Raw genomic sequence first — 22,801 nt, 5'->3', positions numbered from 1 at the left:
CAAATCATGTATGAATTCAAATATCTTTGTCTATAGCCTCACTTGGCCCAATCGAGTATCGTCCAGGATGTCCTATATGATTTGAAGGGAGCCGATGTGGAGCACCCGCTCGGCCTGGCACCAGGAAAGATCATCGCGGTTCATCTCAACTACCGCGGTCGCGCGGCCGAGCGCGGACGCACCCCGGCCGTCCCCTCCTACTTCCTCAAGCCCGCCTCGTCGCTGTCCTGGTCGGGCCGGCCGGTGGTACGGCCCGCCGGATGCGAGCTGCTGGCCTTCGAAGGCGAGATCGCGATCATCATCGGCGCCCGCGCGCACCGCGTCCCCCGCCACCGCGCGCTCGGCCACGTGGCCGGCTACACGGCGGCCAACGACTTCGGCCTCTACGACTTCAAGCACGCCGACCTCGGCTCCAACCTCCGCGCCAAGGGGCAGGACGGCTACACCCCGGTCGGCCCCGCGATCCTGGAGACGGCCGACCCCTCGGCGCTGTGGCTGCGCACATACGTCAACGGCGAGCTCGCCCAGGAGGCGTGCACCGACGAGCTGCTGTTCGGCTTCGACCTGCTGATCGCCGACCTGTCCCGGCTGATGACCCTGGAACCCGGCGACATCATCCTCGCCGGCACCCCCGCCGGGTCCACGGTCGTACGGCCGGGCGACGTGGTGGAGGTGGAGCTGGAGGGCGCCGGACGGCTCCGCAACCAGATCGTCGCCGGCAGCGGCGACCTCGGGGACTTCGGCGTCCAGCCCCGCGTGACCGACGAGGTCCGCGCCGCCGCCTACGGCTCCGCCCCGATCCCCGCCCCCGCGCCGACCATCGCCTCCGCCCCGGCCTCCGGTCCCGGTCCGGCCACTGGCCCGGCGACCGCCACGGACTCCGCCCCCGGCCAGGACTCCTCCCCCGCCGACGGCGACGGCGGCCCGGCCGGCCTGGACGAGCCGACCCTGGCGGCCCTGCGGTCGGTCTCGACGGCCACGCTCTCCGCACAGCTGCGCAAGCGCGGCATCGACCACCACTTCATCGAGGGCGTCCGCCCCGCGAGACCCGACCTCCGCATGGTGGGAGTGGCTCGCACGCTGCGCTACCTCCCCCTCCGCGAGGACGTGTTCGACGAGATCGGCGGCGGGATGAACGCGCAGAAGCGCACCGTCGAGGAGATCCGGCCCGGTGAGGTCCTGGTGATCGAGGCGCGGGGCGAGCGGGGGGCGGGCACGCTGGGCGACATCCTCGCGCTGCGCGCCCTGCGCCGGGGCGCGGCCGGGGTCGTCACCGACGGCGGCCTGCGGGACAGCCCGTCCTTCGCCGACCTGGAGCTGCCCGCCTACTTCGCGGTGGCGCACGCGGCCGTGCTCGGACGCAGGCACGTGCCGATGGACTCCCAGATCCCGGTGGCCTGCGGCGGCGTGCTCGTCATGCCGGGCGACGTCCTGGTGGGCGACGCGGAGGGCGTGGTCGTCATCCCGCCCCGCCTGGCCGCCGAGGTCGCACGCGACGCGGCCCGGCAGGAGGCCGAGGAGCGCTTCATCTACGAGCGGGTCGACGAGGGAGCGTCCATCGACGGCCTGTACCCGATGAACCGCGTCTGGCGCGAGGCCTACGAGGAGCGGGAGCGCGCGCGATGACGCCGGCCGCCGTACGGCCGCCGCGCGAGCACCGCCGACGGGCCCCCGAACCGCGGGCACCGGGACGGGTCCCCGCCCCGGACCGCACGTTGCACACCGTCGGGGCTCGGCCGAGCCCCGTGCGCCAAGGAGTGATCGAATGAAGTTCCGTTCCGCCCCGGCGACCATACGCGGGTCCATAGCCCCGGTGGTGACACCGTTCACCGAGACCGGGGAGCTCGATCTCGACTCGCTCCGGGCACTGGTGCGCTGGCAGCTCGCCGAGGGATCGCACGGCATCTCCACCGGCGGCTCCACCGGCGAGCCGGGGGCCCAGAGCATCGACGAGCGGATCGCGGCCATGGCGGCGGTGGCCGAGGAGACGGCCGACCGGGTGCCGTTCCTGCCCGGCACCGGATCGGCCAAGCTCGACGAGACCCTCCGCCTCACCGCCGAGGCCGAGCGGCTGGGCGCCGACGCCGCACTCGTCATCACCCCCTACTACGCCCGGCCGACGCAGGAGGCGCTCCACCGCTGGTACTCCACGGTGGCCGCCGAGTTCCCCGGCCTGCCGATCGTCATCTACAACGTGCCGTCGCGCACCGCGGTGGACATCGCCCCCGAGACCGTCGCCCGGCTCCGCCGCGCCCACGACAACATCGTGGGCATCAAGGAGACCACCAAGGACTTCGAGCACTTCTCCCAGGTCCTGCACCGCTGCGGGCGGGACTTCCTGATGTGGTCGGGCATCGAGTTGCTCTGCCTGCCGCTGCTGGCGATCGGCGGCGTGGGCTTCGTGAGCGCGGCGGCCAACCTGGCCCCCTCGACCGTGGCGAGGATGTACACCGCCTATGCGGAGGGCGACCACCAGACCGCCCTGGACCTGCACTACTCACTGCACCCCCTGGTCGAGCTGCTGTTCGTGGAGACGAATCCCGCCCCGGCCAAGTGGGTCCTGGAACGCCGCGGTCTGATCGCCTCCGGTCACGTCCGCCCGCCGCTGATCACGCCGACCGAGGCGGGGATCGAGCGGATCAACGAACTGCTGGCTCAGAGCGAGGAAGTGGCCACATGAACCTGGAGCACTACATCGGCGGGGCCCATGTCCCGAGCGTCTCGGGCGCGACCTTCAGCGCGCTGGAGCCGGCGAGCAACGAGACCTACCTGACGGTCGCCGCCGGCGGCCCCGAGGACATCGCCGCCGCGGTGGCCGCGGCGCGCAAGGCCTTCACCGACGGCCCCTGGCCCAGGATGACCGGCGAGCAGCGGGCCACGGTCCTGCGGAGGATCGCCGCAGCGATCGAGTCCAGGGACGACCGCATCGCCGCGCTGGAGTGCCGCGACACCGGCCTGCCGATCACCCAGGCGCGCGGCCAGGCCCACCGGGCCGCCCACAACTTCCGCTTCTTCGCCGATGTGATCACCACCTTGGGTGAGGACGTCTACCGGGTCGCCTCGGCCCAGCTCAACTATGTGCTGCGCAAGCCCGTCGGAGTGGCCGGTCTGATCACTCCCTGGAACACCCCGTTCATGTTGGAGACCTGGAAGCTGGCGCCCGCGCTCGCGGCCGGCTGCCCGGCCGTCTTGAAGCCCGCCGAGTGGTCGCCGGCCTCCGCCGGGCTGCTGCCGGAGATCATGGAGGAGGCGGGGCTGCCCACCGGGGTGTTCAACCTTGTGCACGGCATCGGCGAGGAGGCGGGCGCGGCGCTCGTCGAGCATCCCGACGTGCCGGTGATCTCCTTCACCGGGGAGACCGGCACCGGGCAGATCATCATGCGCACCGCCGCGGCCAATTTGAAAACGCTGTCGATGGAACTGGGCGGTAAGTCCCCCCTGATCGTGTTCGACGACGCCGACCTGGACCGGGCGCTGGACGCCGCGGTCTTCGGTGTCTTCTCGCTCAACGGCGAGCGCTGCACGGCCAGCTCACGCGTCCTGGTCCAGGACACGGTCTACGAGTCGTTCGTGGAGCGGCTGGCCGAGCGCGCCTCCCGGGTGAGGGTGGGAGCCCCCGACGACCCGGCCACCGAGCTGGGCGCGCTGGTCCACCCCGAGCACTACGAGCGGGTCATGGACTACGTCCGGATCGGCGTCGAGGAGGGCGCCCGCCTGGTCGCGGGGGGATCGCGGCCGTCGGACCTGCCGGTCGGCAACTTCCTGTCGGCGACCGTGTTCGCGGACGTGACCCCCAACATGCGGATCTTCCAGGAGGAGATCTTCGGCCCGGTCGTCTGCGTCACGCCGTTCTCCACGGAGGGCGAGGCGCTGGAACTGGCCAACGCCACCCGCTACGGGCTGGCCGCCTACCTGTGGACGAACGACCTGCGCCGCACGCACCGGCTGGCCCGGTCGGTCGAGGCGGGCATGCTCTGGGTCAACTCCCAGAACGTCCGTGACCTGCGCACGCCCTTCGGCGGCGTCAAGGCCAGCGGGCTGGGCCGGGAGGGCGGCCGGCACAGCATCGACGTCTACACCGAGTCGCACATCGTCCACCTGGCCACCGAGGACATGCCGATCCCCCGGTTCGGCGCGGCCTGAAGGCGCGGCTCCTACGAGGCCTCGGCCGCCGGCGACGTCGGCGGGCTGCTGCGCCTGCCTGGTCCAGGAGGCGCTGGGGCCGTAGCCGGCCGGAACACCCCCGCGCGGGCGGCGGCCAGGGCCGAGGCGGCGGCCCGGTCGGCGACCGCCGTGTCCACCGGCTCGCCGCTGACGAACAGCCGGTAGTACAGCGGCGCGACGGCGGTCCGGACCACGTCGGCGGCGTCGGTGCCCTCGGGCAGCTCGCCGCGCTCGACCGCCCGGGTGACGAGCACGGCCGACTGCTCGTGGCGGGCGGCGAAGAAGGCGTGCAGCGCTCTGGCGACGACCGGGTTCCGTCCGGAGGCCGAGATGAACGCGGTCGAGACCGGCCCCGCCTCGGGGTCGGCGAACCCGGTCAGCACCAGGCGGGCGAGCTCCCGCAGGTCCCCTTCGATCGTGCCGGTGTCGGGGATCGGCCACGGCTCACCGCCGGCCAGGTCGAGCGCGTCGGCGGCGAGCCCCTCCACGCTGCCCCAGCGCCGGTAGACCGTGGTCTTGTGCACGCCGGACCGCAGAGCCACCCCCTCTACGGTCAGCCCCTCGTATCCCTTGTCCGCCAGCTCGGCGAGGGTGGCCTCGCGTACGGCCTCGCGCACCCGCGCGGTGCGCCCGCCGGGCCGTACGTTCCCGGTGGAAGTCACGACACCTCCGCTTGCATGAGTTCCGGCACATCGGGCATACTCCATCTTAATGCAACTCAGTAGCATTAAGGTAGAGATCAAGGGAGCCCAGCAGCCATGAGCCTTTCACCGAACACCGCGACGACCTGTTCACATCGTGTTTCGGAGGCCTGTTCTGTCTACTCAGCTCACTCTGCGGGGAGTCTCCAAGGCGTACGGCGAGCAGCCGGTTCTTGACCACGTCTCCCTCACCGTCCGGCCCGGCGAGCGTGCCGGGATCGTCGGGGAGAACGGCTCGGGCAAGTCCACCCTGCTGCGGCTGATCGCCGGCATCGAGACGGCGGACGACGGCGAGGTCACCGTCTCCGCCGGCGGCGGGATCGGCCATCTCGGCCAGACCATCGGCCTGGCCGCCGACCGGACCGTCCAGCACGCCGTCGACGCCGCGCTCGCGGAGCTCCGCGCCATGGAACGGCGGATGCGGGTCCTGGAGGACGACCTCACCGAGGACCGGCTGGCCGAATACGGCGACCTGCTGAGCGCGTACGAGGCGCGCGGCGGCTACGGGGCGGACGCCCGCGTGGACAAGGCGCTGCACGGTCTCGGGCTCGGGCACGTCGGCCGCGACCGCCCGCTGGGCAGCCTGTCCGGCGGCGAGCAGGCCCGGCTCGGCCTGGCCTGCCTGCTGGCGGCCTCCCCGGAGATCCTGCTGCTCGACGAGCCGACCAACCACCTCGACGGGGCGTCGACGGCCTGGCTGGAGGAGCGTCTGCGGGCACACCGGGGCACGGTGGTGGCGGTGTCGCACGACCGTGTCTTCCTCGACCGGGTGGCCACCTCGATCCTGGAGGTCGAAGGTGGCGGGATCACCCGGTTCGGCGGCGGCTACGGCGGGTTCCTGGCCGAGCAGACGGCGGCCAGGCGGCGGTGGGAGCAGGCCTACGCCGACTGGTGCGAGGAGATCAGGCGGCTGGAGACCTTCGCGGCGACCACGGCGCACCGCGTCGCGCACGGCCGGGACATCAAGGACGGCAACAAGATGGCCTACGACCGCCACGGGGGCCGGGTGCAGAGCTCGGTCGCGGGCCGGGTCCGCCAGGCGCAGGAGCGCCTGCGCCGGCTCCAGGACGACCCGGTGCCCCGGCCGCCGGAGCCCCTGCGGTTCAGCGGCCACTTCCGGCGCGGCACGGCCGACGGGCCGGTCGCCGAGCTGCGGGCCGTACGCGTGGGAGACCGGCTCGCCGTGGACTCCTTCACCGTCGAGCCGGGACAGCGGCTGCTGGTCCACGGCCCCAACGGCGCGGGCAAGTCCACCCTCCTGCGCGTCCTGGCCGGTGAACTCGGACCCGACGGCGGGACCGTACGGCATCGGGGGCGGATCGGGTACCTGCCGCAGGAGTCACCCCAGGGCCGGCCCGGGCGGAGCGTCCTCGACGCGTTCGCCGAGGGCCGGCCGGGCCATCCCGAGGAGCACCGCGCGAGGCTGCTGTCGATGGGGCTGTTCCGGCCCGACAGCCTCCGGACACCGGTCGGGGCGCTGTCGGTCGGCCAGCGACGGCGGCTCGCCCTGGCCAGGCTGCTCACCGGCGAGGCCGATCTGCTGCTGCTCGACGAGCCGACCAACCACCTCTCGCTCACCCTCGTGGAGGAGCTGGAGGAGGCTCTCGCCGCCTACCGGGGCGCCCTCGTCGTGGTCTCCCACGACAGGGCGCTGCGCGGCCGGTTCACCGGGACCGAGATCGAGATGCGTGACGGCCGGCCGGCCTGACGTCCCGGCGGGCCCACCGGCCGACGCGCCCGGCAGGTCCGTCACAGACGATCCCGGTCCCCGGGATCGCGTCCGATCCATCACAGACAACCCCGGTCCCCGGGACCGGGCCGAATCCATCGCAGGCGATCCCGGCCCCCGGGGACCGACCCCGATCCGTCGCAGACAACCCCGATCCCCGGGACCGGGCCGAATCCATCACAGACAACCCCGGCCCCCGGGACCGGGCCGAAGGAGAATCCATGTCACCCGACCTGACCGTGTCGATCGAAGAGCTCGCCGTGTCCGGCCGTGACGCCGGGCCGTACGGGATCACCGCCGGACCGGACGGCGCCCTGTGGTTCACGATGGTCCACCACGGCGAGATCGGCCGGATGACCCCCGGCGGGGAGCTCACCTCCTACCGGCTCGATCCGGCCTCGTGCGGGCCGACGGTCATCACCTCCGGTCCCGACGGCGCCCTGTGGTTCACCGAGTACCGGAGCCACCGGATCGGCCGGATCACCACGGCCGGGGAGATCGGCTCGTTCGCGCTGCCGTCGCCGGACGCCGGGCCGTTCGGGATCGCGGCGGGAGCCGACGGCGCGCTGTGGTTCACCGAGACCAACGCCGGCCGGATCGGCCGGATCACGACCGGCGGCGAGATCACCGAGTTCCCGCTCCCGGTGCCGGGGGCGTACCCGTCCGCGATCGCCGCCGGCCCCGACGACGGACTGTGGTTCACCATGAACCAGGCGGACGCGATCGGCCGGATCGGCCTGGGCGGCGACGTGTCGGTCCACCCGCTGCCGACCGCCGGAGCCGCCCCCGTGGGCATCACCGCCGGAGCCGACGGCGCGATGTGGTTCGTCGAGATCGGCGCCGGCCAGATCGGGCGGATCACCCCCGACGGCCGGATCGACGAGTTCCCGCTCCCCGACCGCGGGGCGCGTCCCCACGCCATCGCCGTCGACGGGCACGGCGACTGCTGGTTCACCGAATGGGGCGCCAACCGCGTCGGCCGGATCACCCTCGGCGGCCGGATCGACGGGTACGGGCTGCCGACCCCGGCGTCGGAGCCGCACGGCATCGCCGCCGGGCCGGACGGCACGCTGTGGGTGGCACTCGAGATCGGGGCCCTCGCCCGGCTCACCCCTTCCGGCCCGCGCTGAGAACCGGCCGTTTCCATCTCGCGCGGCGAGAACCGGCCCGCGGCGCTGACCGCCCTCGCCTCCGGCACGCCTGCCGGGAGCGCTGGAGTCGGAGCTCACGGCGGGGGTATGGACACCGGATGAGCATTCAAGAGGAACTCCATCAGGTCGAAAAGGAGCTGGCCAGGCTACGTAGCGAGGCCGCCGAGCTGCGCAGGCAGGTCGGCGAGATCGGCCCGACGGATGCCGCCGAGCGGTCGACGTTGATCACTATGGCCGACCAGCAGGAGGCCCTGGCCGACGAGCTGGAGGGACGGCGGCAGGCGTTGCTCCAGCAGGCAGGCGGCACGGACACGTAGCCCCGATCCCCCTGACACGGTCCGCCCGGGCGCGACACGCCGATCCGCATTTTCGGACGTTCGGTTACAAACAACCCCAAAGGGTAACGATAAGAACGAACAGTCATCAGGGGGATGAAATGATCAATATGCTTCATAAAATGGGTGTACGGTCCGGCATGATGTACGCGGCCGGGGTCGCGTCGATCGGCCTGTCGTTCGCGTCATGGCTGACCTCGCAGTCGATCGAGAAGGCCGGAACCGACAGGGCGGACCGGTGGGGAATCTTCATCGGCCAGTGGGCGCCGACCTTCTTCGCGGTGGGCATCGCCCTGCGGATCGAGGAGACGCACACCGACTCCCGGGCGATGAGCGGAGAGATGTTCGAGGGGACCTACGCCGAGGGCAGGATGCCCTCGCGCGCCGGAGTCTGACCGGGCGGGCAGACGAGTCCGGGCGGGCCGTGTCCCAGGGGGACGCGGCCCGCCCGTGGCGGGTGAGGCCGCGCAGGGAGCGCCGGCCCGGTGCGGCGTCCCGGACGACACCGGTCCGGCAAGACCAGGCGACACCGGCCCGGTGAGACGTCCCGGACGACACCGGTCCGCCGCGCGGCGGGTGGGGCGCCGGGCGGGTACGGTCTCACGGCCGCCTGACGACGGCCGGATGCCTCGGGTCGTCGACGCGGACGACGACGTCGGCGACGTCGACCGGCTCGATCTCCCGCTCGTACCGGGCGTAGGCGGGCAACGTCCACCGCCACTCCCCGGCGGTCCGCCGGCTGAGCGCGCCCGGCGACAGCCACAGATGCACGACGAGGTCGAACGGCAACCCCTGCCCCAGCAGCAGGGCCCCGTCCAGCAGGAGCACCCCGCCGCGCGGCACGGTGACGTAGGGCGCGCGCGTGGCCCTGTCGACGGCGCTGTCCCAGAGCGTGGGCAGGACCTTCCCCGAGCGGCCGGGGCCGAGCGGGCCGAGCACCTCGCGCGTCAGCGCTCCGTAGTCGAGCCAGTCGGTGTAGAAGGCGTCCGGATCGGTCCGGCCGTACTCGAAGCGCAGCGACGCCGGACGCAGGAAGTCACCGGAGGACACCCGGAGAACCTCACGCCCGCGGAGCCGGAGCGGGTCCACCAGGGCGTCGGCGAGCCGCCCCGGCTCCGCCGCGGGCGCGCCGTCGAGCGCCACCCGCACCCAGGAGTCCGGAGCCGCCGAGGCCACCCGGTCGGCGAGCTCCTCGACCAGCAGCGGCGGCGAGATGGGCCGTATGTCCATAGGGCCCATCCTTCACCGGTGGGCCGGCACGCGCGCTCCCGGACCGGCGGGCGCAGGGGTCTCCCTTATCGGTCCCAGGCGGAGCCAGAAGGGGAGAAACGCCCTTTCCGTGGCCCGTGGGCCGCTTAATCATCTTGATCTAGTCAAAGTCGGACGTTATCCCGCCCAAAAGTTGGCGCACCGTGTTGCCCTGCGGTCACTTGCGGTAACGATCCATGTGGATCGTACCGGCTTGACCGTGACTGGGCGCCGGCCTCCCGATCGTGCACGTCCTGAAGGACACACGTTCGGGAGGCCGGCGTGACCTTCGCGTCTTACCGTCACCACGATCACGGCAGGCCACCCATGGAGACAGTGATGTCAGGAGAACTTCGATGATCAAACGTGGTAAACCCACCAAGAACGGCCAGGTCAAACTCACCTTCACCGTGCCGGCCGACCAGCCCCTGGGCGGGATCTCGCTGGTCGGCGACTTCAACAACTGGGACCCCTACGCCCACCCGATGCAGCGCAAGGACAACGGCACCTACCAGGTGAGCCTCACCGTCCCGTCGCAGCAGCCCATCCGCTTCCGCTACCTGGCGGACGGCGGCGTGTGGTTCGACGACGCCGACGCCGATCACCACGACGAGCACGGCGGACGCATCAACCCGGTGCTCCGGCAGGACCTGGCGGGCGGGGGCATTCCGTCACCCGTCATGTAGGGAGCACCACGACCGCTCGCAGCACTGCGGGCCGCGTCACAGGACAGAGTTCCGCCGTCTCCACGATCGCCATTCGCCGGGGCGGCCTCCCCCCTCTCCTGTCCCAGCGCGGCCCCTCCCACCCGGCGCCGCGCCCGCGGCCCCGGCGGAGGACGGCAAGGATCTCTCGGACGAGCGGGCCGGCGGTCCTCACGCCTCGGCGGCACCGTTGAGGCCGTTCACCGCCAGGACGAGCACGGTTCCGTACACGACGTGGCCGGCGGCCATCACCGCGGGACGCCCCGGCCGGTCACCGGAGATCGGCGGCAGGATGCCCAGACGCGGCACCCAGCCCTCGTAGCTGACGGACCAGATGGCCAGCCCGTAGCCGGCACCCAGGAGGATCGGCGTGTGCCGCCGCCCCCGGACCAGGGCGTAGAGGGCACCGCAGGCCGCCCCGAAGCCGAAGTGAGTGATCGCGCCCAGCACCTCCTCACCGGACTTGGGCCGGTGCCGGTGGCCGGGCAGGACCGCGCGGGCGATCCTCTTGGGCGGCTGGTCCGGCATCAGGCCCATCCGGTCGCCGGCGAGCATCACCACGCTCATCGCCGCGGTGGCGAGTATCCCGCCGACGGCCCCGTTCACGAGCTCACGTGTCACGATCTCAGCCCCCTTATACGGGTCCTCCTACCCGATTGCGTGGATACATCTACGGGAGGTCGCCGAGCTGCAGGAGGTCGTCGAGCGCGCCAAGAGTGTCGCGGGCCAGTTGCAACTCCTCACGCGGCCGCACCACCAGCACGGGTACGGCGGCGTCCGGCCGGCTCACGGCCCCGTCGGCCTCCGGATCGGCGTGCGCGGGCGGCTCGACGCCGAGGAGCGCGAGCCTGCGGCAGACGGCCTCCCGGACCTCCGGCTGGTCCCAGCCGATCTCCCCGGTGAACACCAGCGCGTCCAGCCGGTCCAGGCTCGTCGCGGCGGCGGCGATCTCCCGGCTCACCCGGTGGACGAACACCTCCAGCGCCAGGGCTGAGGCGTGGTCGTCCGCGCTCACCAGGTCCCTGGTGTCGCCGGACCTGCCGTCCGACAGCCCGAGCAGCCCGGACCGGTGCTCCAGGCCGTCGCGCAGCTCCTCCAGGGAGAGCCGGGAGCCGGACAGGAGCCAGAGCAGCATGCCGGGGTCGACGCTGCCCGACCGTTTGCTCATCGGGACCCCCTCAAGCGGGGTGAACCCCATCGAGGTGTCCACGCTGCGGCCATCCCGGACCGCGCAGACCGAGGAGCCTCCGCCGAGATGGGTGAGGACGAGGTGCAGGGTCCCGGCGGGCCGTCCCAGCAGCTCCGCCGCCCGCCGCAGCGTCCAGGCGTAGGACAGCCCGTGGAAGCCGTAGCGCCGCAGGCCGTACCGGCTCCTCCACTCCGGCGGCAGCGCGTAGGTCGCGGCCCGCTCGGGCAGCCCGGCGTGGAAGGCGGTGTCCGGGCAGAGCACGTGCGGGATCTCGGGCAGCCGTCGCCGGCAGGCCTCGACGAGCGCGAGCGCGGGCGGCACGTGCAGCGGGGCGAGATCGGCGCGCTCGCGCACCGCGGCCAGCACGTCGTCGTCGACGACCGTCGGCTGCCGTACGGCGTCGCCGCCGTGCACGAGCCGGTGACCGGCCGCCACGACCTCGCACCGGGGCGCGGCGTCGAGGAAGTCCGACAGCGTCCGTTCGACGCCGGCCGGATCAGGGCTTTTCTCGCTCTGTTCGGCGCGCAGGACCCGCCCGTTCTGGACGAGATGGAGCTGGAGGCTCGATGATCCCGCGTTGACGGTGAGCACCGCCGGATCGGTGGTTCCCATGGTTTCCGGGTGCCCCCGGTGGCGTGGGGCAAACGATCCGTCCCGCCCGGGGCTCCCCGGCGGGCCGGTACGTCTCCCGCGACGAGGGCCGGCCCGCGAGACGTGCGAGGCCGGGAGAGCTCCAGGAATTGCTCTATATAAGCACACACTCATACAATGGCGTCCATGCACGCCTTCGACATTCTCGGTGATCCGGTACGCCGCCGGCTCCTGGAGCTGCTCGCCGACGGCGAGCGCTCCGCCGGTGAGCTCGGCGCCGTCGTGCAGGAGGAGTTCGGGATCTCCCAGCCCGGAGTGTCGCAACACCTGCGCGTGCTGCGCGACAACGGGTTCGCCACGGTCCGGGCCGAGGGCACCCGGCGCCTGTACTCCGTCGATCCCGCTCCCCTGCGGGAGGTCGACGTCTGGCTGGAGCGCTACCGCCGGTTCTGGACCCAGAGGCTGGACGCCCTCGGCACCGAGCTCGCGCGGGGAAAGCGCGAACGCCGCACGAGAGGCGGCACAGACTCCCCGGCCGACGCGGGCCGTACCGCCCCCCCGAGCCTCCCGGACACCTAGAACACCCCGGAGACCGCGGGGCTCCCGGACTGTACCGACACCGCGGGACTCCCGGACACCGCGGAGACCGCGGGACTCCCGGACACCGCGGGCCGGAGGTCGCATCGGGACGGCGCTCTCCGGAGAGGCGACCGGCGGAGAGGCGACCGGCGGGCGCTGACCCGCCCGCGAGCGCCACCGTCCGGGCCCCGAACGTCCTGGTCTCGGGTGCCCGTGCCGACCCGTTGAACTGTCCTGAGGCACCGGCGTACCGTGGTGGTAGTGGTTTCCGTCTTTGCGCGGCTCCCCATGCGGGCGCTGTCTCCAACAGTCGTTGACAGCGGGGCATCATGACTCGACTTTCCGTCACGGTGAGCGACCACCCACAGTTCTCTGTGGTGTCACTCATCGGTGATCTAGACAAACTATCGGCCCCACAGTTCGAGGAGGCGCTCGCGGAACTGCTGACGCAAGGACATGTCCGGATCATCATCGACGCGGCGGGCCTGGGGTTCTGCGATTCCACCGGAGTCTGGGCCCTGCTGACGACGATGCGCCGCACCTACGAGCAGAACGGCTGGCTCCGCCTGGCCGGCGTCCACGGCTTCCTCGGCCGGCTGCTGGAGCTGACCCGGCTGGGCGAGGCCTTCCCCATCGACGCGGATGTGAGCGAGTCCCTGCGTCAGGCCTCCATGAGAAGCGTCTCGGCCTCCTGACCGGCCCCGCCGGGCCACGCCGGGGACCCCCTCTTTCCCACTACCCGTACCGGCACCGCCATACCTATCCCCGCCACACGGACCAGCACCGCCACGCCTGTCCCCCGCCCCCACGCCGACGCCACCGCACACCTTCCGCCGGGGCGCCCGTACCGCACGCGCCGCCACGCGGCGCTCCGGCCGGCTTCACCACCTTTTGTGACGGCCGCTTCACCGCCTCCGTGAGGCTCCGTGAGGCTCCGTGAGGCTCCGTGACGGCCGCTTCACCGCCTCCGTGAGGCTCCGTGAGGCTCCGTGACGGCCGCTTCACCGCACCGGCGAGTTACGGCTGGGCGCGGTAGAGGACGGCGTTGATCCCGAGTGCCGCCGCCGCATTGACGTTGACGGCCCTGTCGTCGAGGAAGGTGATCTGGCCGGGGTCCACGTCGAGGCGGTGGAGGACCCTTTCGAAGATGGCGGCGTCGGGCTTGGCGAGGGCCAGACGGCAGCTGTAGAAGCGGTGGGCGAACATCGCGGCCCAGGGGGCCTCGTCGATGGCCGCCGCCAGCGGCTCGGGGGCGTTGGACAGCAGGGCGAGCCGGTGGCGGCCGGAGAGCTCCCGGAGCATGTCCAGGCCGGCGGGGGCGAGGTGGGACCAGCTCGCGACGTCGGCCGCATCGAGCTCGGCGACGACGGGGTCGTCGGCGGCCAGGTCCCGGCCCAGGACGTTGCTCCAGTACAGGTGGGGAGCCTGGCCACGGTCGTAGGGGTCCCGGTGGAGCCAGTAGCGGTCACGGAAGGCGTCGGGGTCCTGGCCGGCCAGGGCGGCCATGGCGGCCACCTCCTCGGCCGGCTGGGGCAGGGAGATCACCTCGCCGTAGTCCAGCAGCATCCAGCCGGTCACGGTCTCTTCCTGATCGGCCGGGTGAAAGGCGGTCACGTGTTCTCCCAGGTCGGTCCGGGGAGAGCGGGCAGCCGGTGGCGACCTGCGAGGACCACGGCGTCCGGTGCCGTGCTCGCGCCGCCAACGCCCACCCTCCCGATTTGAAAGCTCGTCGAGTTCATTCGAACACGATTTATGTTCGCACGCAAGCGAGGATTCCCTCCTCGCCGCCACAAGGACACCGCCAGGCCTCGACTGCCGCCGTGAGGACATCACCCCACCCCCGACCACCGCCCCGGAGACGCACCCCCTTCCCCGCCACCGGGCGCTTGCATAGCTAACTTTGTTAGCCTAGAGTCTGGCTAACAAAGTTAGCTATGGAGGAATGATGGTCAAGCGCACCCTGCTCGTCGTCGTCGCCCTGCTCGTCGCGGTCCCCGCAGGCCTCTACGCCTGGACGCGGATCGCTCCTCACCAGATCCGCACGGAGGTTGAGATCGACGCCTCACCCGAGCGGGTGTGGCAGGTGCTGACCGACTTCGGCGCCTATCCGCAGTGGAACCCGTTCATCGTGAGCGCGGTGGGCGAGGCCCGGGTCGGCGCGGTGCTCACCAACCGGCTCTCCTACCAGGGCTCGATCACCACCTTCACCCCCACGGTCCTGACCGCCACCCCCGGCCGGGAGCTGCGCTGGATCGGCCGGTTCGACGTGCCGGGGATCCTGGACGGCGAGCACTACTTCCGCATCGAGGACCTCGGCGGCGGCCGTAGCCGACTGACGCAGGGCGAGACGTTCACCGGCGCCCTCGTACCGCTGGCAGGCGGCGCCCTGGATGTGGCCGACAACTTCGCGGCGATGAACACGGCGCTGAAGGCCCGTGCTGAGAAGATGCCCGGATGAGCGCTGAAAAGATGCCGCGATGAGCACCGTGCCTGAACTGAGCTCCCTCACCCCTCGGGCGGCGGAGATCGTGTCAGCCGCCCGGGTGCTGCTGGAGGAGGAGGGGCGTGACGCACTTACCGTGCGGGCGCTGGCCGACCGGCTCGGCATCCGGGCCCCGTCGCTCTACAAGCACTTCTCCGACAAGGCCGCCGTCGAGGCGGCACTCATGGAGCGAGGGCTCGCCGAGACCGGGGCGGCCCTCCACGCGGCGCTCGACGCGGCCCGCCACGCGACTCCCCCCGAGGAGCCGATCGGCGCGGTGCTCCGCGCCTACCGGCGCATCGGCCTCGCCCATCCCAACCTCTACCGCCTGACGACCTCGGGCCCGCTCCCCCGGCAGCGGCTCGCCCCCGGCCTGGAGGAATGGGCGGGCACCCCCTTCTTCCTGGCCGCCGGCGAGCCGTACCTGGCCCAGGCACTGTGGTCCTTCGCGCACGGGATGGTGATCCTGGAGCTCGACGGCCGCTACCCGGAAGGCTCCGATCTCGACCGGACCTGGGCCGAGGGCGCCCACGCCTTCACCGCGCGTCGTCCCCGGGGAGGCGTCGAGCGGCCCAGCGCGGAGGCACAGGCGTGAGGTGGCGTCCACCCCGGCCGCGACACCGGCCACGAACAGGTAAAACAGTCCGGGCCATCGGCCCGCGTGTGGCCCGTGAATGGCGCGTCCTGGTGATCCATCACGGGACGCCGTGAGACACTCCCTCAGGACCGGAATCACGTTTTAACAGGTCAGGACATAGATCAGTCCCCTGATCTGGTCGGAAACGACCTATCGGCACCGGTCCCGTGAAACCTATGTTCTTCGGGGGGAATCGAGGATGTCTCGCATCCGTATCACCATGGACAACGCCGCCCTTCGCGACGTGGCCATGCGCACCGCCGCCGGGAAGAGGCCGCAGTTCGACGCCCGGACCACCCAGGTGCTGCAGCGTGTCAGCGCCTCACACAGCGGCGGGCCGGTCGACGAGGTGGACGAGGCCCTGCGGGCGGCCCTGCTGCAGCTTCCTGGGATCCAGCAGTTCGACGGAGCGCAGATCCGCAGGTGGGCGACCCGCATCAGCGAGCGGCAGGACCCGCTGACCGAGTCCTAGACGGGAACCGGACGCACAGGACCACGGATCGGGCTACCGGCCGAGGCCTAACGGGAACCGGGCGCACAGAACCACCGGCCGAGGCCTGAATGGAGGTCGGGCGCACAGGACCGGACCACCGGCCGAGGCCCGAACGGGGACCGGGCGCGCAGGACGGCAGGCCGGACCGCGGACCGGTGCCCGGACGGGGTCAGGCGCGCAGGATGGTGAGCCGGATCGTCGATCCGGCCGGGTCGTGGAGGATCTCCACCCCGTCGCACATCTGGCGCATCAGCCAGAGCCCGTAGCCCCGGCGGGATCCGACCGGCGGCGGGACCATGCCCGCCTCGGCGTCGGTGAGCAGCCCCGCCCGGTCGCTTATCTCCGCGACGACCCGGCCGGCTCCGCGCCGCAGGATGATGGTGCCGCCGGTGCCGGCGTGGTCGAGCACGTTGTTGGCGGCCTCGCTGACGGCGAGGATGAAGTTCTTCTCCCGCATCTCGTCGAGGGCCTCCGGCTCCAGGAACCGGCGCGCCAGCCTCCGGATCCCGGCGAGATCTCCGGCGATCGGGAGGGAGAGCGTCCGGACGCCGTCCGCGGCCGTCTCGCCCTCCGGGGGCGCCTGCGCGGCCTCGGGGCTCTCCTGAGCCGTCCGGACGCCCTCGCGGGCCGCCTCAGCCACGGGACTCTTCGACAATCCGTACGACCTGGTCGAGAGCGGAGATCTGGAAGAGCGCCCGCAGGTGGTCGCCGACGTCGGCGAGGACGAGCTCCGTGCCCAGACGCGCCGCGTCGGCGTGGGCGTCGAGCAGGGTGACGATCCCGGAGGAGTCGCAGAACTGCACGTGCGTCATCTGGATCACCAGTCTGCCGGGCGGATGGGCGAGGCTCTCGTTCACCGCGGCGGCCAGCGTATCCGCCGCGTCACGGTCGAGGTCGCCGATCGGGATGATCACGCGCGAACCGTCGGGATCCATCCGTCCCTCAAGGTGAATGCCCATGTCCTCATCGCAGGATCTCTTGTCGCACCAGGTATGGTCACATTACCTGATACGCGGGGAGTGAGATGCAGAAGGAGACCCCCTCCGGCGGCGGTGAGATGGGCGTGCGGATCCGCGAGCACGACTGGGGGACCACTCCCCTGGGACCGATGGAGCAGTGGCCCGCCCCCCTCAGGGGCGCCGTCGACATCGCTCTCTCCTCCGGGATGCAGATCGTCGTTTTCTGGGGGCCGGAGCACATCCCCCTCTACAACGACGCCTACATCCCCACCATCGGCGACAAGCATCCGGCCGCTCTGGGCCGCCCGGCCGTGGAGAACTGGCGGGAGACCTGGGACGTCCTGCGCCCGCTGCTCGACGGGGTGCGCGAGACGGGCGAGCCCTTCTGGGCCCGGGACCACCCCTTTCTCCTGGAACGCCACGGCTTTCTCGAACAGACCTACTTCGACGTCTCCTACAGCCCCATATGGCTGGACGACGGAACGGTCGGCGGAGTGCTGTGCCTGGTCAGCGAGACGACCGGCCGGGTGCTCGCCGAGCGCAGGCTGCGCACGCTGAGCCGGGTCGGCGTGGCGGCGAGTGGAGCGGTCACGCGGCAGGAGGTGGCGCGGGCCGTCGTCTCGGTCCTCGGCGAGGCACGCGACGACGTGCCGTTCGCCCTCGTCTACCTCATGGACGACGACGGGGGCCTGCGGCTCGCCGTGCCGCACGGCACGGCTCCGGCGCGGATCCGCGCGAACGACGACCTCCGGCGGTCCATGACGGGCGCGGGCAACGTGACGGAGCTTTCCGGCGAGCCCTTCGGCGCGTCCGGCCCGGCGGTCGCCCTGTCCCTCACCTCGGGCGCCCGCGTCCTGGGCGTGCTCGTGTGCGGCACGAACCCGATGCTCCAGGCGCGCGGGCCGTACGAGGAGTTCTTCGAGGTGCTCACGGCCGGGGCGTCGCGGGCGCTGTCCGCCGCCGAGGCCCACGAGCACGAACGCCGCCGGGCGCGGGAACTCGCGGAGCTCGACGACGCCAAGACCGCGTTCTTCGCCAACATCAGCCACGAGCTGCGCACCCCGCTGGCGCTGATCCTGGGTCCGCTGCAGGAGTTGCTCGACGACCCCTCGCTCGGCTCCGAGCAGCACGCCGTCCTCCGTACGGCCCGGCGCAACGCGATGCGGCTGCTCACGCTGGTCAACGACGTGCTCGACTTCACCAGCGTCGACTCCGGACGGACCCGCGCCCGCTACCAGCCGACCGACCTGGCCGCGCAGACCGCCGAGCTGGCCGGCGTGTTCCGTTCGTCGATGGAGAGCGTCGGGCTCACCCTGCGGATGGAGGGCGGGCCGCTGCCGGAGCCGGTCCACCTCGACCGGCACATGTGGGAGAGGATCGTCTTCAACCTGCTCTCCAACGCGCTGCGGCACACGTTCGCGGGTGGTGTCACGGTCGGCGTCCGGTCCGATGACGACCATGCCGTGGTCACGGTCTCCGACACCGGGGTCGGCATCCCCGATCACGAGATCCCGAACCTCTTCGAGCGCTTCCACCGGGTCAGCGGCTCGCCGTCGCGCAGCCTCGAGGGGACGGGCATCGGCCTGGCGCTGGCGCGCGAGCTGATCGCCCTGCACGGCGGCCGGATCGAGGCGGACAGCCGTCTCGGCGAGGGGACGACCTTCACGATCACCCTGCCGTACGGCTCGGCGCACCTTCCCCAGGACCAGCTCGCCGCCGCGGCGACGCCGTACGGAACGGGACCGGGCGAGGGGCTGTGGCTGCCGGTGCCGGAGGAGCGGGCGGACGGGAAGGCGACGGACGGAACCGCGGCGGAGCACTCCGCCGGCCGTCCGGCCGTCGAGCGGATCCTGGTGGCCGACGACAACGCCGACCTGCGGGAGTATCTCGTCCGCCTGCTCAGCCCGCACTGGCCGGTGACGGCGGTGGCCGACGGGGCCGCCGCCCTGAACGCCGCCAGGGAGCAGAACCCCGACCTGGTCATCGCCGACGTGATGATGCCCGGGATGGACGGCCTGGAGCTGGTGCGCAGGCTGCGCGCCGACCCCGGCACCCGGAGCGTGTCGATCATGCTGCTGTCGGCGCGGGCCGGCAAGGAGGAGTCCCTGACGGGACTCACCGCGGGGGCCGACGAATACCTGGTGAAGCCGTTCTCCGCCAGGGAGCTGCTCACCCGGGTGCGCGGCGTCCTGCGGCTGGCCGCCGCCCGCTCGCGCCACAACCGCCAGCTCCGCGAGCTGACGGAGGCGGCCCTCGCGATCAACGGGGCGTCGTCGGCACCCGAGGTGCTGACTCTCACAGAGAAGTACGGCCGGCTGCTGGCCGACTCCCCGGGCGCGCGGGTGACGCTCGCCTCCGGCGACGGTCTGCGGGTCGAGCCGCCGAACGCCACCGTCTCCGGCGACGAGGCCCGCGGGGACGGCGGGGACGGCGGGGACGACACGGTGCTCCGGCAGCTCGCCCAGCTCACCGCCGCGCGCCTGGAGAACCTGAAGCAGCTGGAGGTGGAGCACCGGATCGCGACCACGCTGCAGCTCGCCCTGCTGCCCGAGGTTCCCCGCATCAGCGGTGCGGAGATCGTCGGCCGCTATCGCCCGGGCAACGACGAGTCCAGCGTCGGCGGCGACTGGTACGACGTCATCCGCGTCTCCGGCGACGAGGTGGTGCTGGTGATCGGCGACATCGTCGGCAAGGGGGTAAAGGCCGCCGCGACCATGGGCCGGATGCGCAACGCGCTGAGAGCGTACGCCCTGGAGGACCCCGACCCGGGCCGGACCCTCGGCCGTCTCAACCGGATGACGACCGGCCGCTACGACCGGATGCACGGAACGGTCCTGTGCGTGCGGCTGTCACTGTCGACCGGGCGCCTGCAGTACTCCAGCGCGGGCCATCCGCCCATCCTGATCTGCAGGGCGGACGGGGAGGTCGACTACCTCGGCAGTGCGCTCGCCCCGCTGGTCGGCGCCCTGCCGTCCACGGTCTTCAGCACGGCGGAGACCCGTCTGGAGCCGGGCGACCGGCTGCTCCTCTACACCGACGGGATCGTCGAGAGGCGGTCGGCGGACATCCTGGCCGGCATGGCCAGGCTCCGCTCCGAGATGGTGAAGGCGGCCGGGCTGGACCTCGACTCCCAGCTGGAGGCACTGCTCGCCCTGGTCGGCGACGAGGGCACCCGCGACGACGTGGCCCTGCTCGGCTTCACCCTCGCCGGCGTGTGAGAGCCGCCCGGGTCGGTCTGCCCGGCAGCTCCCATCAGTCGACGGACACGAGCCGGACGAACTCCTCGAAGGAGAAGCGGCCGTCGCCGTCGGAGTCGGCGTCCCGGTTCAGCGATCCGATGGCCTCGGCGGGCAGGCCGGGGAAGCGCTCACCGAACTCCCTCTCCGTGATGAAGCCGTCGCCGTCGGCGTCGATGGCGGCGAATGCCTGCCTCAGCTCGGCCAGCCGCGCACCGGTGGGCTCTGTCGACATGTGATCCGCCTTCCTCGACGACCTGTGAACGCCCCGCGTTCGATCAGCAGACAACTTACGGGAGTCCCGTCCACGGAGCCACCTGCCCCTAAATATGGGCTTTTATCATTGATCGGGTGCTTTGCCGGGCCGGTCCGCTCACCGCGGAAGCCTAGACTTCCCCCATGATTCGTCCCGCAACGCCGGATGACGTTCCGGCGATCATCGACATGATCCGTGGGCTCGCGGAGTACGAGAAGGCGCTCGACGAGGTCGAGACCACCGCCGACCAGCTCCACGACGCCCTCTTCGGACCGTCCCCCGCCGTGTTCTGCCACATCGCCACCGACGGACAGACTGTGACGGGGTTCGCGCTCTGGTTCGTGACCTACTCCACCTGGCTGGGCAGGCATGGAATCCACCTCGAAGATCTCTACGTGCATCCCGTCCACCGGGGATCCGGGTATGGAAAGCAACTGCTCATCGAGCTCGCCCGCATATGCGTGGAACGCGGCTACGGCCGGTTCGAATGGGCGGTTCTCGACTGGAACACCCCGTCCATCGAGTTCTACCGGGCACTCGGCGCCGAGCCGCTCGACGGATGGGACACCTACCGGCTCACGGGACCGGCGCTCGAAAAGCTCGCCGCGACGGAGTACCCGTGACGGCCGCGCAACGGCAGGCCGGACTTCCCGATTTTTCGATATGACTTTCACTAACCAAACTAGACATTCTCCGTCTTTTATGAATATAGGGAGTTGTTTGATCAGCGCGCCGTTGATTAATCTGTAACGGGCGCGGGGGCGCCGCTTTCTGATCTGTTTCTGTCCAGCGCCATACGGGAGTTCGTCGTGGCTGACCTCGATCGCGAGGCGATGCGGGCGGTGGTGGAGCGGATCCAGCGGCTGTCGGACGAGCACTGGTGGGCGCTCGCCCCCTCCTGCCGCCTGATGGAGGGCGACGCGTGGGTGGGACCCACCGGAGCCCGGTTCGGCACCCAGGTCAACGCCGACCAGCGGGAGCTGCGCGACCTGCTCGCCAGGGCGGTGCACAGCGCGCGGAGCAGATTGGCGTCTCTGCCGGGCGCGTCATGACCGGCGCGGAGTTCAGCGGGGTCAGGCAGCCCGAGTTCGACACGATGGCCGGCGGGCACACCCGGGCCGCCGGGCGGATCGAGCAGCTGGCGGAGAGCCTGTACGGCGAGCTGCACGGCGCCGGGCTGGACACCGCTCCGGCGCTGCGCCTGCGCGAGCTGGCCGGCCGGGTCGGCAAGCAGGCCGAGGACCTGCGGCGGCGGCAGGCACTGATCCGCGAGATGGAGCAGCAGAAGATCAGCTTCGGCACCTCCACCACCGCCGGATCCTTCATGGAGATGCCCGACGGGCTGGACGCCGCCCAGAGCCTGCTGGACGGGACCCTGGCCGCCCGCCTCGCGCGCGCCGCCGCTGACGGGGACGCCAAGGCCCTGGCCGGGCTGCGGAAATACGCCGGCCGGGCGGCCGATCCGGAGTTCGCCGGGGTGTTCCTGAGGACGTTGGGGGCCAAGGGAGTCACCGAGCTGCCCGGCACGCTCGCCGCACAGCTCCGGGACGCCGCGAAGCGCGGGGAGTCGGCTCGGATGAACGGCCTCTCCACGCAGGGCAAGCAGACGCTGCGCCTGCTGAGCACCGCTCTCGCCGCCGGGACCGACCCGGAGAACAGGGCCTACGCCGGTGACGGGTTCCTCAGAGAGCTCATCGAACAGGGCCGGGCGGACCATGCCGCCGGCGGCGCGAAGTACGCGGGATACCAGGCCCAGGCGCTGATCTGGGGCGCCCACGACGGGAAGACGCCGTTCTCCGCGACGTTCATGCGGACCGTCGGCGGCGACGCGGTCGCCTACGAGAAGGAGCAGTACCGGCGCAGGTGGGCCGCGGCCACCGAATACCACCACGACGCACAGGTGTCCCTGCCGGACCTCGCCGGCGCTCTGGGGCTGGGCGGCCTGCTGAGATCCGGCGCGGGGACGGCGAACCCCGACAGGAAGACGAGATCCTCGGCCGTGGGCGATCTCCTGCACGCGCGATGGCGGCCAACATCGACCAGGTCTCCAACCTTCTCCTCAACCACGGGACGTTCGGCAAGGCCGACGCCACGGCCATGTCCTACGCGCTGGCGCTGGCCACCCGCGACGACGCCGGGTTCGAGGCGCTGATGCGGGCGCAGACCGAGCACATGAAAGCGGCACTCGACAGCATGCCCCCGGTGGGCCTCGACAGCTCCAACCTCAAGCAGCTCGGTTTCACCATGGCCGACCTCAAGACGTTCGACTACGACGAGGACGGCCGGATCGGCAAGGCCGACGTCGGGCAGTTCCTCGTCGACAACATCGTGGGCGAGGCCCGCCCCT

25 protein-coding genes are annotated in these 22,801 nt (G+C 71.7%); 17 read left to right on the top strand and 8 right to left on the bottom strand.

Annotation, left to right across the window (positions count from 1 at the left end; genetic code table 11):
- Positions 1 to 96 precede the first annotated feature (96 nt).
- From BM085_RS29275 to hpaE, 3 genes are all read left to right on the top strand, one after another.
- The gene (locus tag BM085_RS29275) at positions 97 to 1,626 is read left to right on the top strand and encodes a fumarylacetoacetate hydrolase family protein (RefSeq protein ID WP_093890098.1); all 1,530 of its coding nucleotides are present in this window, start codon (positions 97 to 99) and stop codon (positions 1,624 to 1,626) included.
- 139 nt (positions 1,627 to 1,765) lie between these two features.
- Entirely contained in the window at positions 1,766 to 2,680 is a 915-nt protein-coding gene (dapA, locus tag BM085_RS29270; protein ID WP_093890097.1) for a 4-hydroxy-tetrahydrodipicolinate synthase, read from the top strand.
- Positions 2,677 to 4,143, top strand: a complete 1,467-nt coding sequence (hpaE, locus tag BM085_RS29265; protein WP_093890096.1) for a 5-carboxymethyl-2-hydroxymuconate semialdehyde dehydrogenase — start codon at positions 2,677 to 2,679, stop codon at positions 4,141 to 4,143. The genes dapA and hpaE overlap by 4 nt, the downstream gene beginning before the upstream one ends.
- Before the next feature lie 11 nt (positions 4,144 to 4,154).
- Here hpaE and BM085_RS29260 read toward each other — a convergent pair whose 3' ends face one another.
- Positions 4,155 to 4,871: a TetR/AcrR family transcriptional regulator gene (locus BM085_RS29260; protein ID WP_218158859.1), complete on the bottom strand. Its 717-nt coding sequence runs from the start codon at positions 4,869 to 4,871 to the stop codon at positions 4,155 to 4,157.
- A gap of 91 nt (positions 4,872 to 4,962) precedes the next feature.
- Between BM085_RS29260 and abc-f the strand changes: the two genes are divergently transcribed.
- The 4 genes from abc-f to BM085_RS29240 all read left to right on the top strand — a co-directional run bounded on the left by abc-f (position 4,963) and on the right by BM085_RS29240 (position 8,475).
- Entirely contained in the window at positions 4,963 to 6,573 is a 1,611-nt protein-coding gene (abc-f, locus tag BM085_RS29255) for a ribosomal protection-like ABC-F family protein (protein ID WP_093890095.1), read from the top strand.
- Between the two features lie 242 nt (positions 6,574 to 6,815).
- Positions 6,816 to 7,724 carry a Vgb family protein gene (locus BM085_RS29250; RefSeq protein WP_093890094.1) on the top strand — a complete coding sequence of 303 codons (909 nt, stop codon included), beginning with the start codon at positions 6,816 to 6,818 and terminating at the stop codon, positions 7,722 to 7,724.
- Between the two features lie 119 nt (positions 7,725 to 7,843).
- Positions 7,844 to 8,062, top strand: coding sequence for a hypothetical protein (locus tag BM085_RS29245; RefSeq protein WP_093890093.1), 219 nt, complete (start codon positions 7,844 to 7,846; stop codon positions 8,060 to 8,062).
- Between the two features lie 140 nt (positions 8,063 to 8,202).
- Entirely contained in the window at positions 8,203 to 8,475 is a 273-nt protein-coding gene (locus BM085_RS29240) for a hypothetical protein (protein ID WP_245789760.1), read from the top strand.
- Between the two features lie 205 nt (positions 8,476 to 8,680).
- Here the strand turns inward: BM085_RS29240 and BM085_RS29235 are convergent, their stop codons facing one another.
- Positions 8,681 to 9,310 carry a nucleoside/nucleotide kinase family protein gene (locus tag BM085_RS29235; RefSeq protein ID WP_093890091.1) on the bottom strand — a complete coding sequence of 210 codons (630 nt, stop codon included), beginning with the start codon at positions 9,308 to 9,310 and terminating at the stop codon, positions 8,681 to 8,683.
- Positions 9,311 to 9,684: 374 nt separating this feature from the next.
- Here BM085_RS29235 and BM085_RS29230 point away from each other — a divergent pair, with 374 nt between their 5' ends.
- Positions 9,685 to 10,014 (top strand): isoamylase early set domain-containing protein, encoded by a 330-nt coding sequence (locus tag BM085_RS29230; RefSeq protein ID WP_143121120.1) that lies wholly within the window; start codon positions 9,685 to 9,687, stop codon positions 10,012 to 10,014.
- 189 nt (positions 10,015 to 10,203) lie between these two features.
- On the opposite strand, the gene BM085_RS29225 is transcribed toward BM085_RS29230, so the two are convergent.
- Together BM085_RS29225 and BM085_RS29220 are read right to left on the bottom strand one after the other, a co-directional pair.
- Positions 10,204 to 10,653: a DUF6789 family protein gene (locus BM085_RS29225; protein ID WP_093890090.1), complete on the bottom strand. Its 450-nt coding sequence runs from the start codon at positions 10,651 to 10,653 to the stop codon at positions 10,204 to 10,206.
- A gap of 49 nt (positions 10,654 to 10,702) precedes the next feature.
- A complete protein-coding gene (locus BM085_RS29220; protein ID WP_093890089.1) occupies positions 10,703 to 11,833 on the bottom strand; it encodes an acetate/propionate family kinase in 1,131 nt (376 codons plus the stop codon).
- Between the two features lie 165 nt (positions 11,834 to 11,998).
- Here BM085_RS29220 and BM085_RS29215 point away from each other — a divergent pair, with 165 nt between their 5' ends.
- Both BM085_RS29215 and BM085_RS29210 read left to right on the top strand, forming a co-directional pair.
- The gene (locus BM085_RS29215; RefSeq protein ID WP_093890123.1) at positions 11,999 to 12,391 is read left to right on the top strand and encodes an ArsR/SmtB family transcription factor; all 393 of its coding nucleotides are present in this window, start codon (positions 11,999 to 12,001) and stop codon (positions 12,389 to 12,391) included.
- Positions 12,392 to 12,720: 329 nt separating this feature from the next.
- Positions 12,721 to 13,086: an STAS domain-containing protein gene (locus BM085_RS29210; RefSeq protein ID WP_093890088.1), complete on the top strand. Its 366-nt coding sequence runs from the start codon at positions 12,721 to 12,723 to the stop codon at positions 13,084 to 13,086.
- Positions 13,087 to 13,408: 322 nt separating this feature from the next.
- Here the strand turns inward: BM085_RS29210 and BM085_RS29205 are convergent, their stop codons facing one another.
- Positions 13,409 to 14,005, bottom strand: coding sequence for an HAD-IA family hydrolase (locus tag BM085_RS29205; RefSeq protein WP_093890087.1), 597 nt, complete (start codon positions 14,003 to 14,005; stop codon positions 13,409 to 13,411).
- A gap of 331 nt (positions 14,006 to 14,336) precedes the next feature.
- Between BM085_RS29205 and BM085_RS29200 the strand changes: the two genes are divergently transcribed.
- The 3 genes from BM085_RS29200 to BM085_RS29190 all read left to right on the top strand — a co-directional run bounded on the left by BM085_RS29200 (position 14,337) and on the right by BM085_RS29190 (position 15,982).
- Positions 14,337 to 14,849, top strand: coding sequence for an SRPBCC domain-containing protein (locus tag BM085_RS29200; protein WP_093890086.1), 513 nt, complete (start codon positions 14,337 to 14,339; stop codon positions 14,847 to 14,849).
- Positions 14,850 to 14,868: 19 nt separating this feature from the next.
- A complete protein-coding gene (locus tag BM085_RS29195) occupies positions 14,869 to 15,468 on the top strand; it encodes a TetR/AcrR family transcriptional regulator (RefSeq protein WP_093890085.1) in 600 nt (199 codons plus the stop codon).
- Positions 15,469 to 15,709: 241 nt separating this feature from the next.
- Entirely contained in the window at positions 15,710 to 15,982 is a 273-nt protein-coding gene (locus BM085_RS29190; RefSeq protein WP_143121119.1) for a hypothetical protein, read from the top strand.
- Positions 15,983 to 16,172: 190 nt separating this feature from the next.
- On the opposite strand, the gene BM085_RS29185 is transcribed toward BM085_RS29190, so the two are convergent.
- Both BM085_RS29185 and BM085_RS29180 read right to left on the bottom strand, forming a co-directional pair.
- Positions 16,173 to 16,643 (bottom strand): ATP-binding protein, encoded by a 471-nt coding sequence (locus BM085_RS29185; protein WP_177245333.1) that lies wholly within the window; start codon positions 16,641 to 16,643, stop codon positions 16,173 to 16,175.
- Positions 16,636 to 16,917: an STAS domain-containing protein gene (locus BM085_RS29180; RefSeq protein WP_218158858.1), complete on the bottom strand. Its 282-nt coding sequence runs from the start codon at positions 16,915 to 16,917 to the stop codon at positions 16,636 to 16,638. Before BM085_RS29180 ends, BM085_RS29185 begins: the two co-directional genes overlap by 8 nt.
- Positions 16,918 to 17,027: 110 nt before the next feature.
- Between BM085_RS29180 and BM085_RS29175 the strand changes: the two genes are divergently transcribed.
- Positions 17,028 to 20,180 (top strand): SpoIIE family protein phosphatase, encoded by a 3,153-nt coding sequence (locus BM085_RS29175; protein WP_093890081.1) that lies wholly within the window; start codon positions 17,028 to 17,030, stop codon positions 20,178 to 20,180.
- A 34-nt stretch (positions 20,181 to 20,214) separates the two neighbouring features.
- On the opposite strand, the gene BM085_RS29170 is transcribed toward BM085_RS29175, so the two are convergent.
- Entirely contained in the window at positions 20,215 to 20,433 is a 219-nt protein-coding gene (locus tag BM085_RS29170) for an EF-hand domain-containing protein (RefSeq protein WP_093890080.1), read from the bottom strand.
- A 164-nt stretch (positions 20,434 to 20,597) separates the two neighbouring features.
- Here BM085_RS29170 and BM085_RS29165 point away from each other — a divergent pair, with 164 nt between their 5' ends.
- From BM085_RS29165 to BM085_RS29155, 3 genes are all read left to right on the top strand, one after another.
- Positions 20,598 to 21,077 carry a GNAT family N-acetyltransferase gene (locus BM085_RS29165; protein WP_093890079.1) on the top strand — a complete coding sequence of 160 codons (480 nt, stop codon included), beginning with the start codon at positions 20,598 to 20,600 and terminating at the stop codon, positions 21,075 to 21,077.
- A 186-nt stretch (positions 21,078 to 21,263) separates the two neighbouring features.
- Positions 21,264 to 21,506, top strand: coding sequence for a hypothetical protein (locus BM085_RS29160; RefSeq protein WP_031172363.1), 243 nt, complete (start codon positions 21,264 to 21,266; stop codon positions 21,504 to 21,506).
- A complete protein-coding gene (locus BM085_RS29155) occupies positions 21,503 to 22,606 on the top strand; it encodes a hypothetical protein (protein WP_093890078.1) in 1,104 nt (367 codons plus the stop codon). Before BM085_RS29160 ends, BM085_RS29155 begins: the two co-directional genes overlap by 4 nt.
- Positions 22,607 to 22,801: the final 195 nt, after the last annotated feature.

The organism is Streptosporangium canum, from assembly GCF_900113865.1.
GTDB lineage: Bacteria > Actinomycetota > Actinomycetes > Streptosporangiales > Streptosporangiaceae > Streptosporangium > Streptosporangium canum.
This window is presented reverse-complemented; position numbering and strand designations above follow the sequence as displayed.

What these genes read in the sequence shown, in the direction of transcription:
- BM085_RS29195 (WP_093890085.1), top strand. Translation starts at nt 14,869, where the DNA reads ATGAGCACCGTGCCTGAACTGAGCTCCCTCACCCCTCGGGCGGCGGAG.
- BM085_RS29190 (WP_143121119.1), top strand. Translation starts at nt 15,710, where the DNA reads ATGTCTCGCATCCGTATCACCATGGACAACGCCGCCCTTCGCGACGTG.
- BM085_RS29215 (WP_093890123.1), top strand. Translation starts at nt 11,999, where the DNA reads ATGCACGCCTTCGACATTCTCGGTGATCCGGTACGCCGCCGGCTCCTG.
- BM085_RS29220 (WP_093890089.1), bottom strand. Translation starts at nt 11,833, where the DNA reads ATGGGAACCACCGATCCGGCGGTGCTCACCGTCAACGCGGGATCATCG.
- BM085_RS29250 (WP_093890094.1), top strand. Translation starts at nt 6,816, where the DNA reads ATGTCACCCGACCTGACCGTGTCGATCGAAGAGCTCGCCGTGTCCGGC.
- dapA (WP_093890097.1), top strand. Translation starts at nt 1,766, where the DNA reads ATGAAGTTCCGTTCCGCCCCGGCGACCATACGCGGGTCCATAGCCCCG.
- BM085_RS29165 (WP_093890079.1), top strand. Translation starts at nt 20,598, where the DNA reads ATGATTCGTCCCGCAACGCCGGATGACGTTCCGGCGATCATCGACATG.
- BM085_RS29170 (WP_093890080.1), bottom strand. Translation starts at nt 20,433, where the DNA reads ATGTCGACAGAGCCCACCGGTGCGCGGCTGGCCGAGCTGAGGCAGGCA.
- BM085_RS29200 (WP_093890086.1), top strand. Translation starts at nt 14,337, where the DNA reads ATGGTCAAGCGCACCCTGCTCGTCGTCGTCGCCCTGCTCGTCGCGGTC.
- hpaE (WP_093890096.1), top strand. Translation starts at nt 2,677, where the DNA reads ATGAACCTGGAGCACTACATCGGCGGGGCCCATGTCCCGAGCGTCTCG.
- BM085_RS29210 (WP_093890088.1), top strand. Translation starts at nt 12,721, where the DNA reads ATGACTCGACTTTCCGTCACGGTGAGCGACCACCCACAGTTCTCTGTG.
- BM085_RS29230 (WP_143121120.1), top strand. Translation starts at nt 9,685, where the DNA reads ATGATCAAACGTGGTAAACCCACCAAGAACGGCCAGGTCAAACTCACC.
- BM085_RS29155 (WP_093890078.1), top strand. Translation starts at nt 21,503, where the DNA reads ATGACCGGCGCGGAGTTCAGCGGGGTCAGGCAGCCCGAGTTCGACACG.
- BM085_RS29245 (WP_093890093.1), top strand. Translation starts at nt 7,844, where the DNA reads ATGAGCATTCAAGAGGAACTCCATCAGGTCGAAAAGGAGCTGGCCAGG.
- BM085_RS29175 (WP_093890081.1), top strand. Translation starts at nt 17,028, where the DNA reads ATGCAGAAGGAGACCCCCTCCGGCGGCGGTGAGATGGGCGTGCGGATC.
- BM085_RS29235 (WP_093890091.1), bottom strand. Translation starts at nt 9,310, where the DNA reads ATGGACATACGGCCCATCTCGCCGCCGCTGCTGGTCGAGGAGCTCGCC.
- BM085_RS29240 (WP_245789760.1), top strand. Translation starts at nt 8,203, where the DNA reads ATGGGTGTACGGTCCGGCATGATGTACGCGGCCGGGGTCGCGTCGATC.
- BM085_RS29260 (WP_218158859.1), bottom strand. Translation starts at nt 4,871, where the DNA reads ATGGAGTATGCCCGATGTGCCGGAACTCATGCAAGCGGAGGTGTCGTG.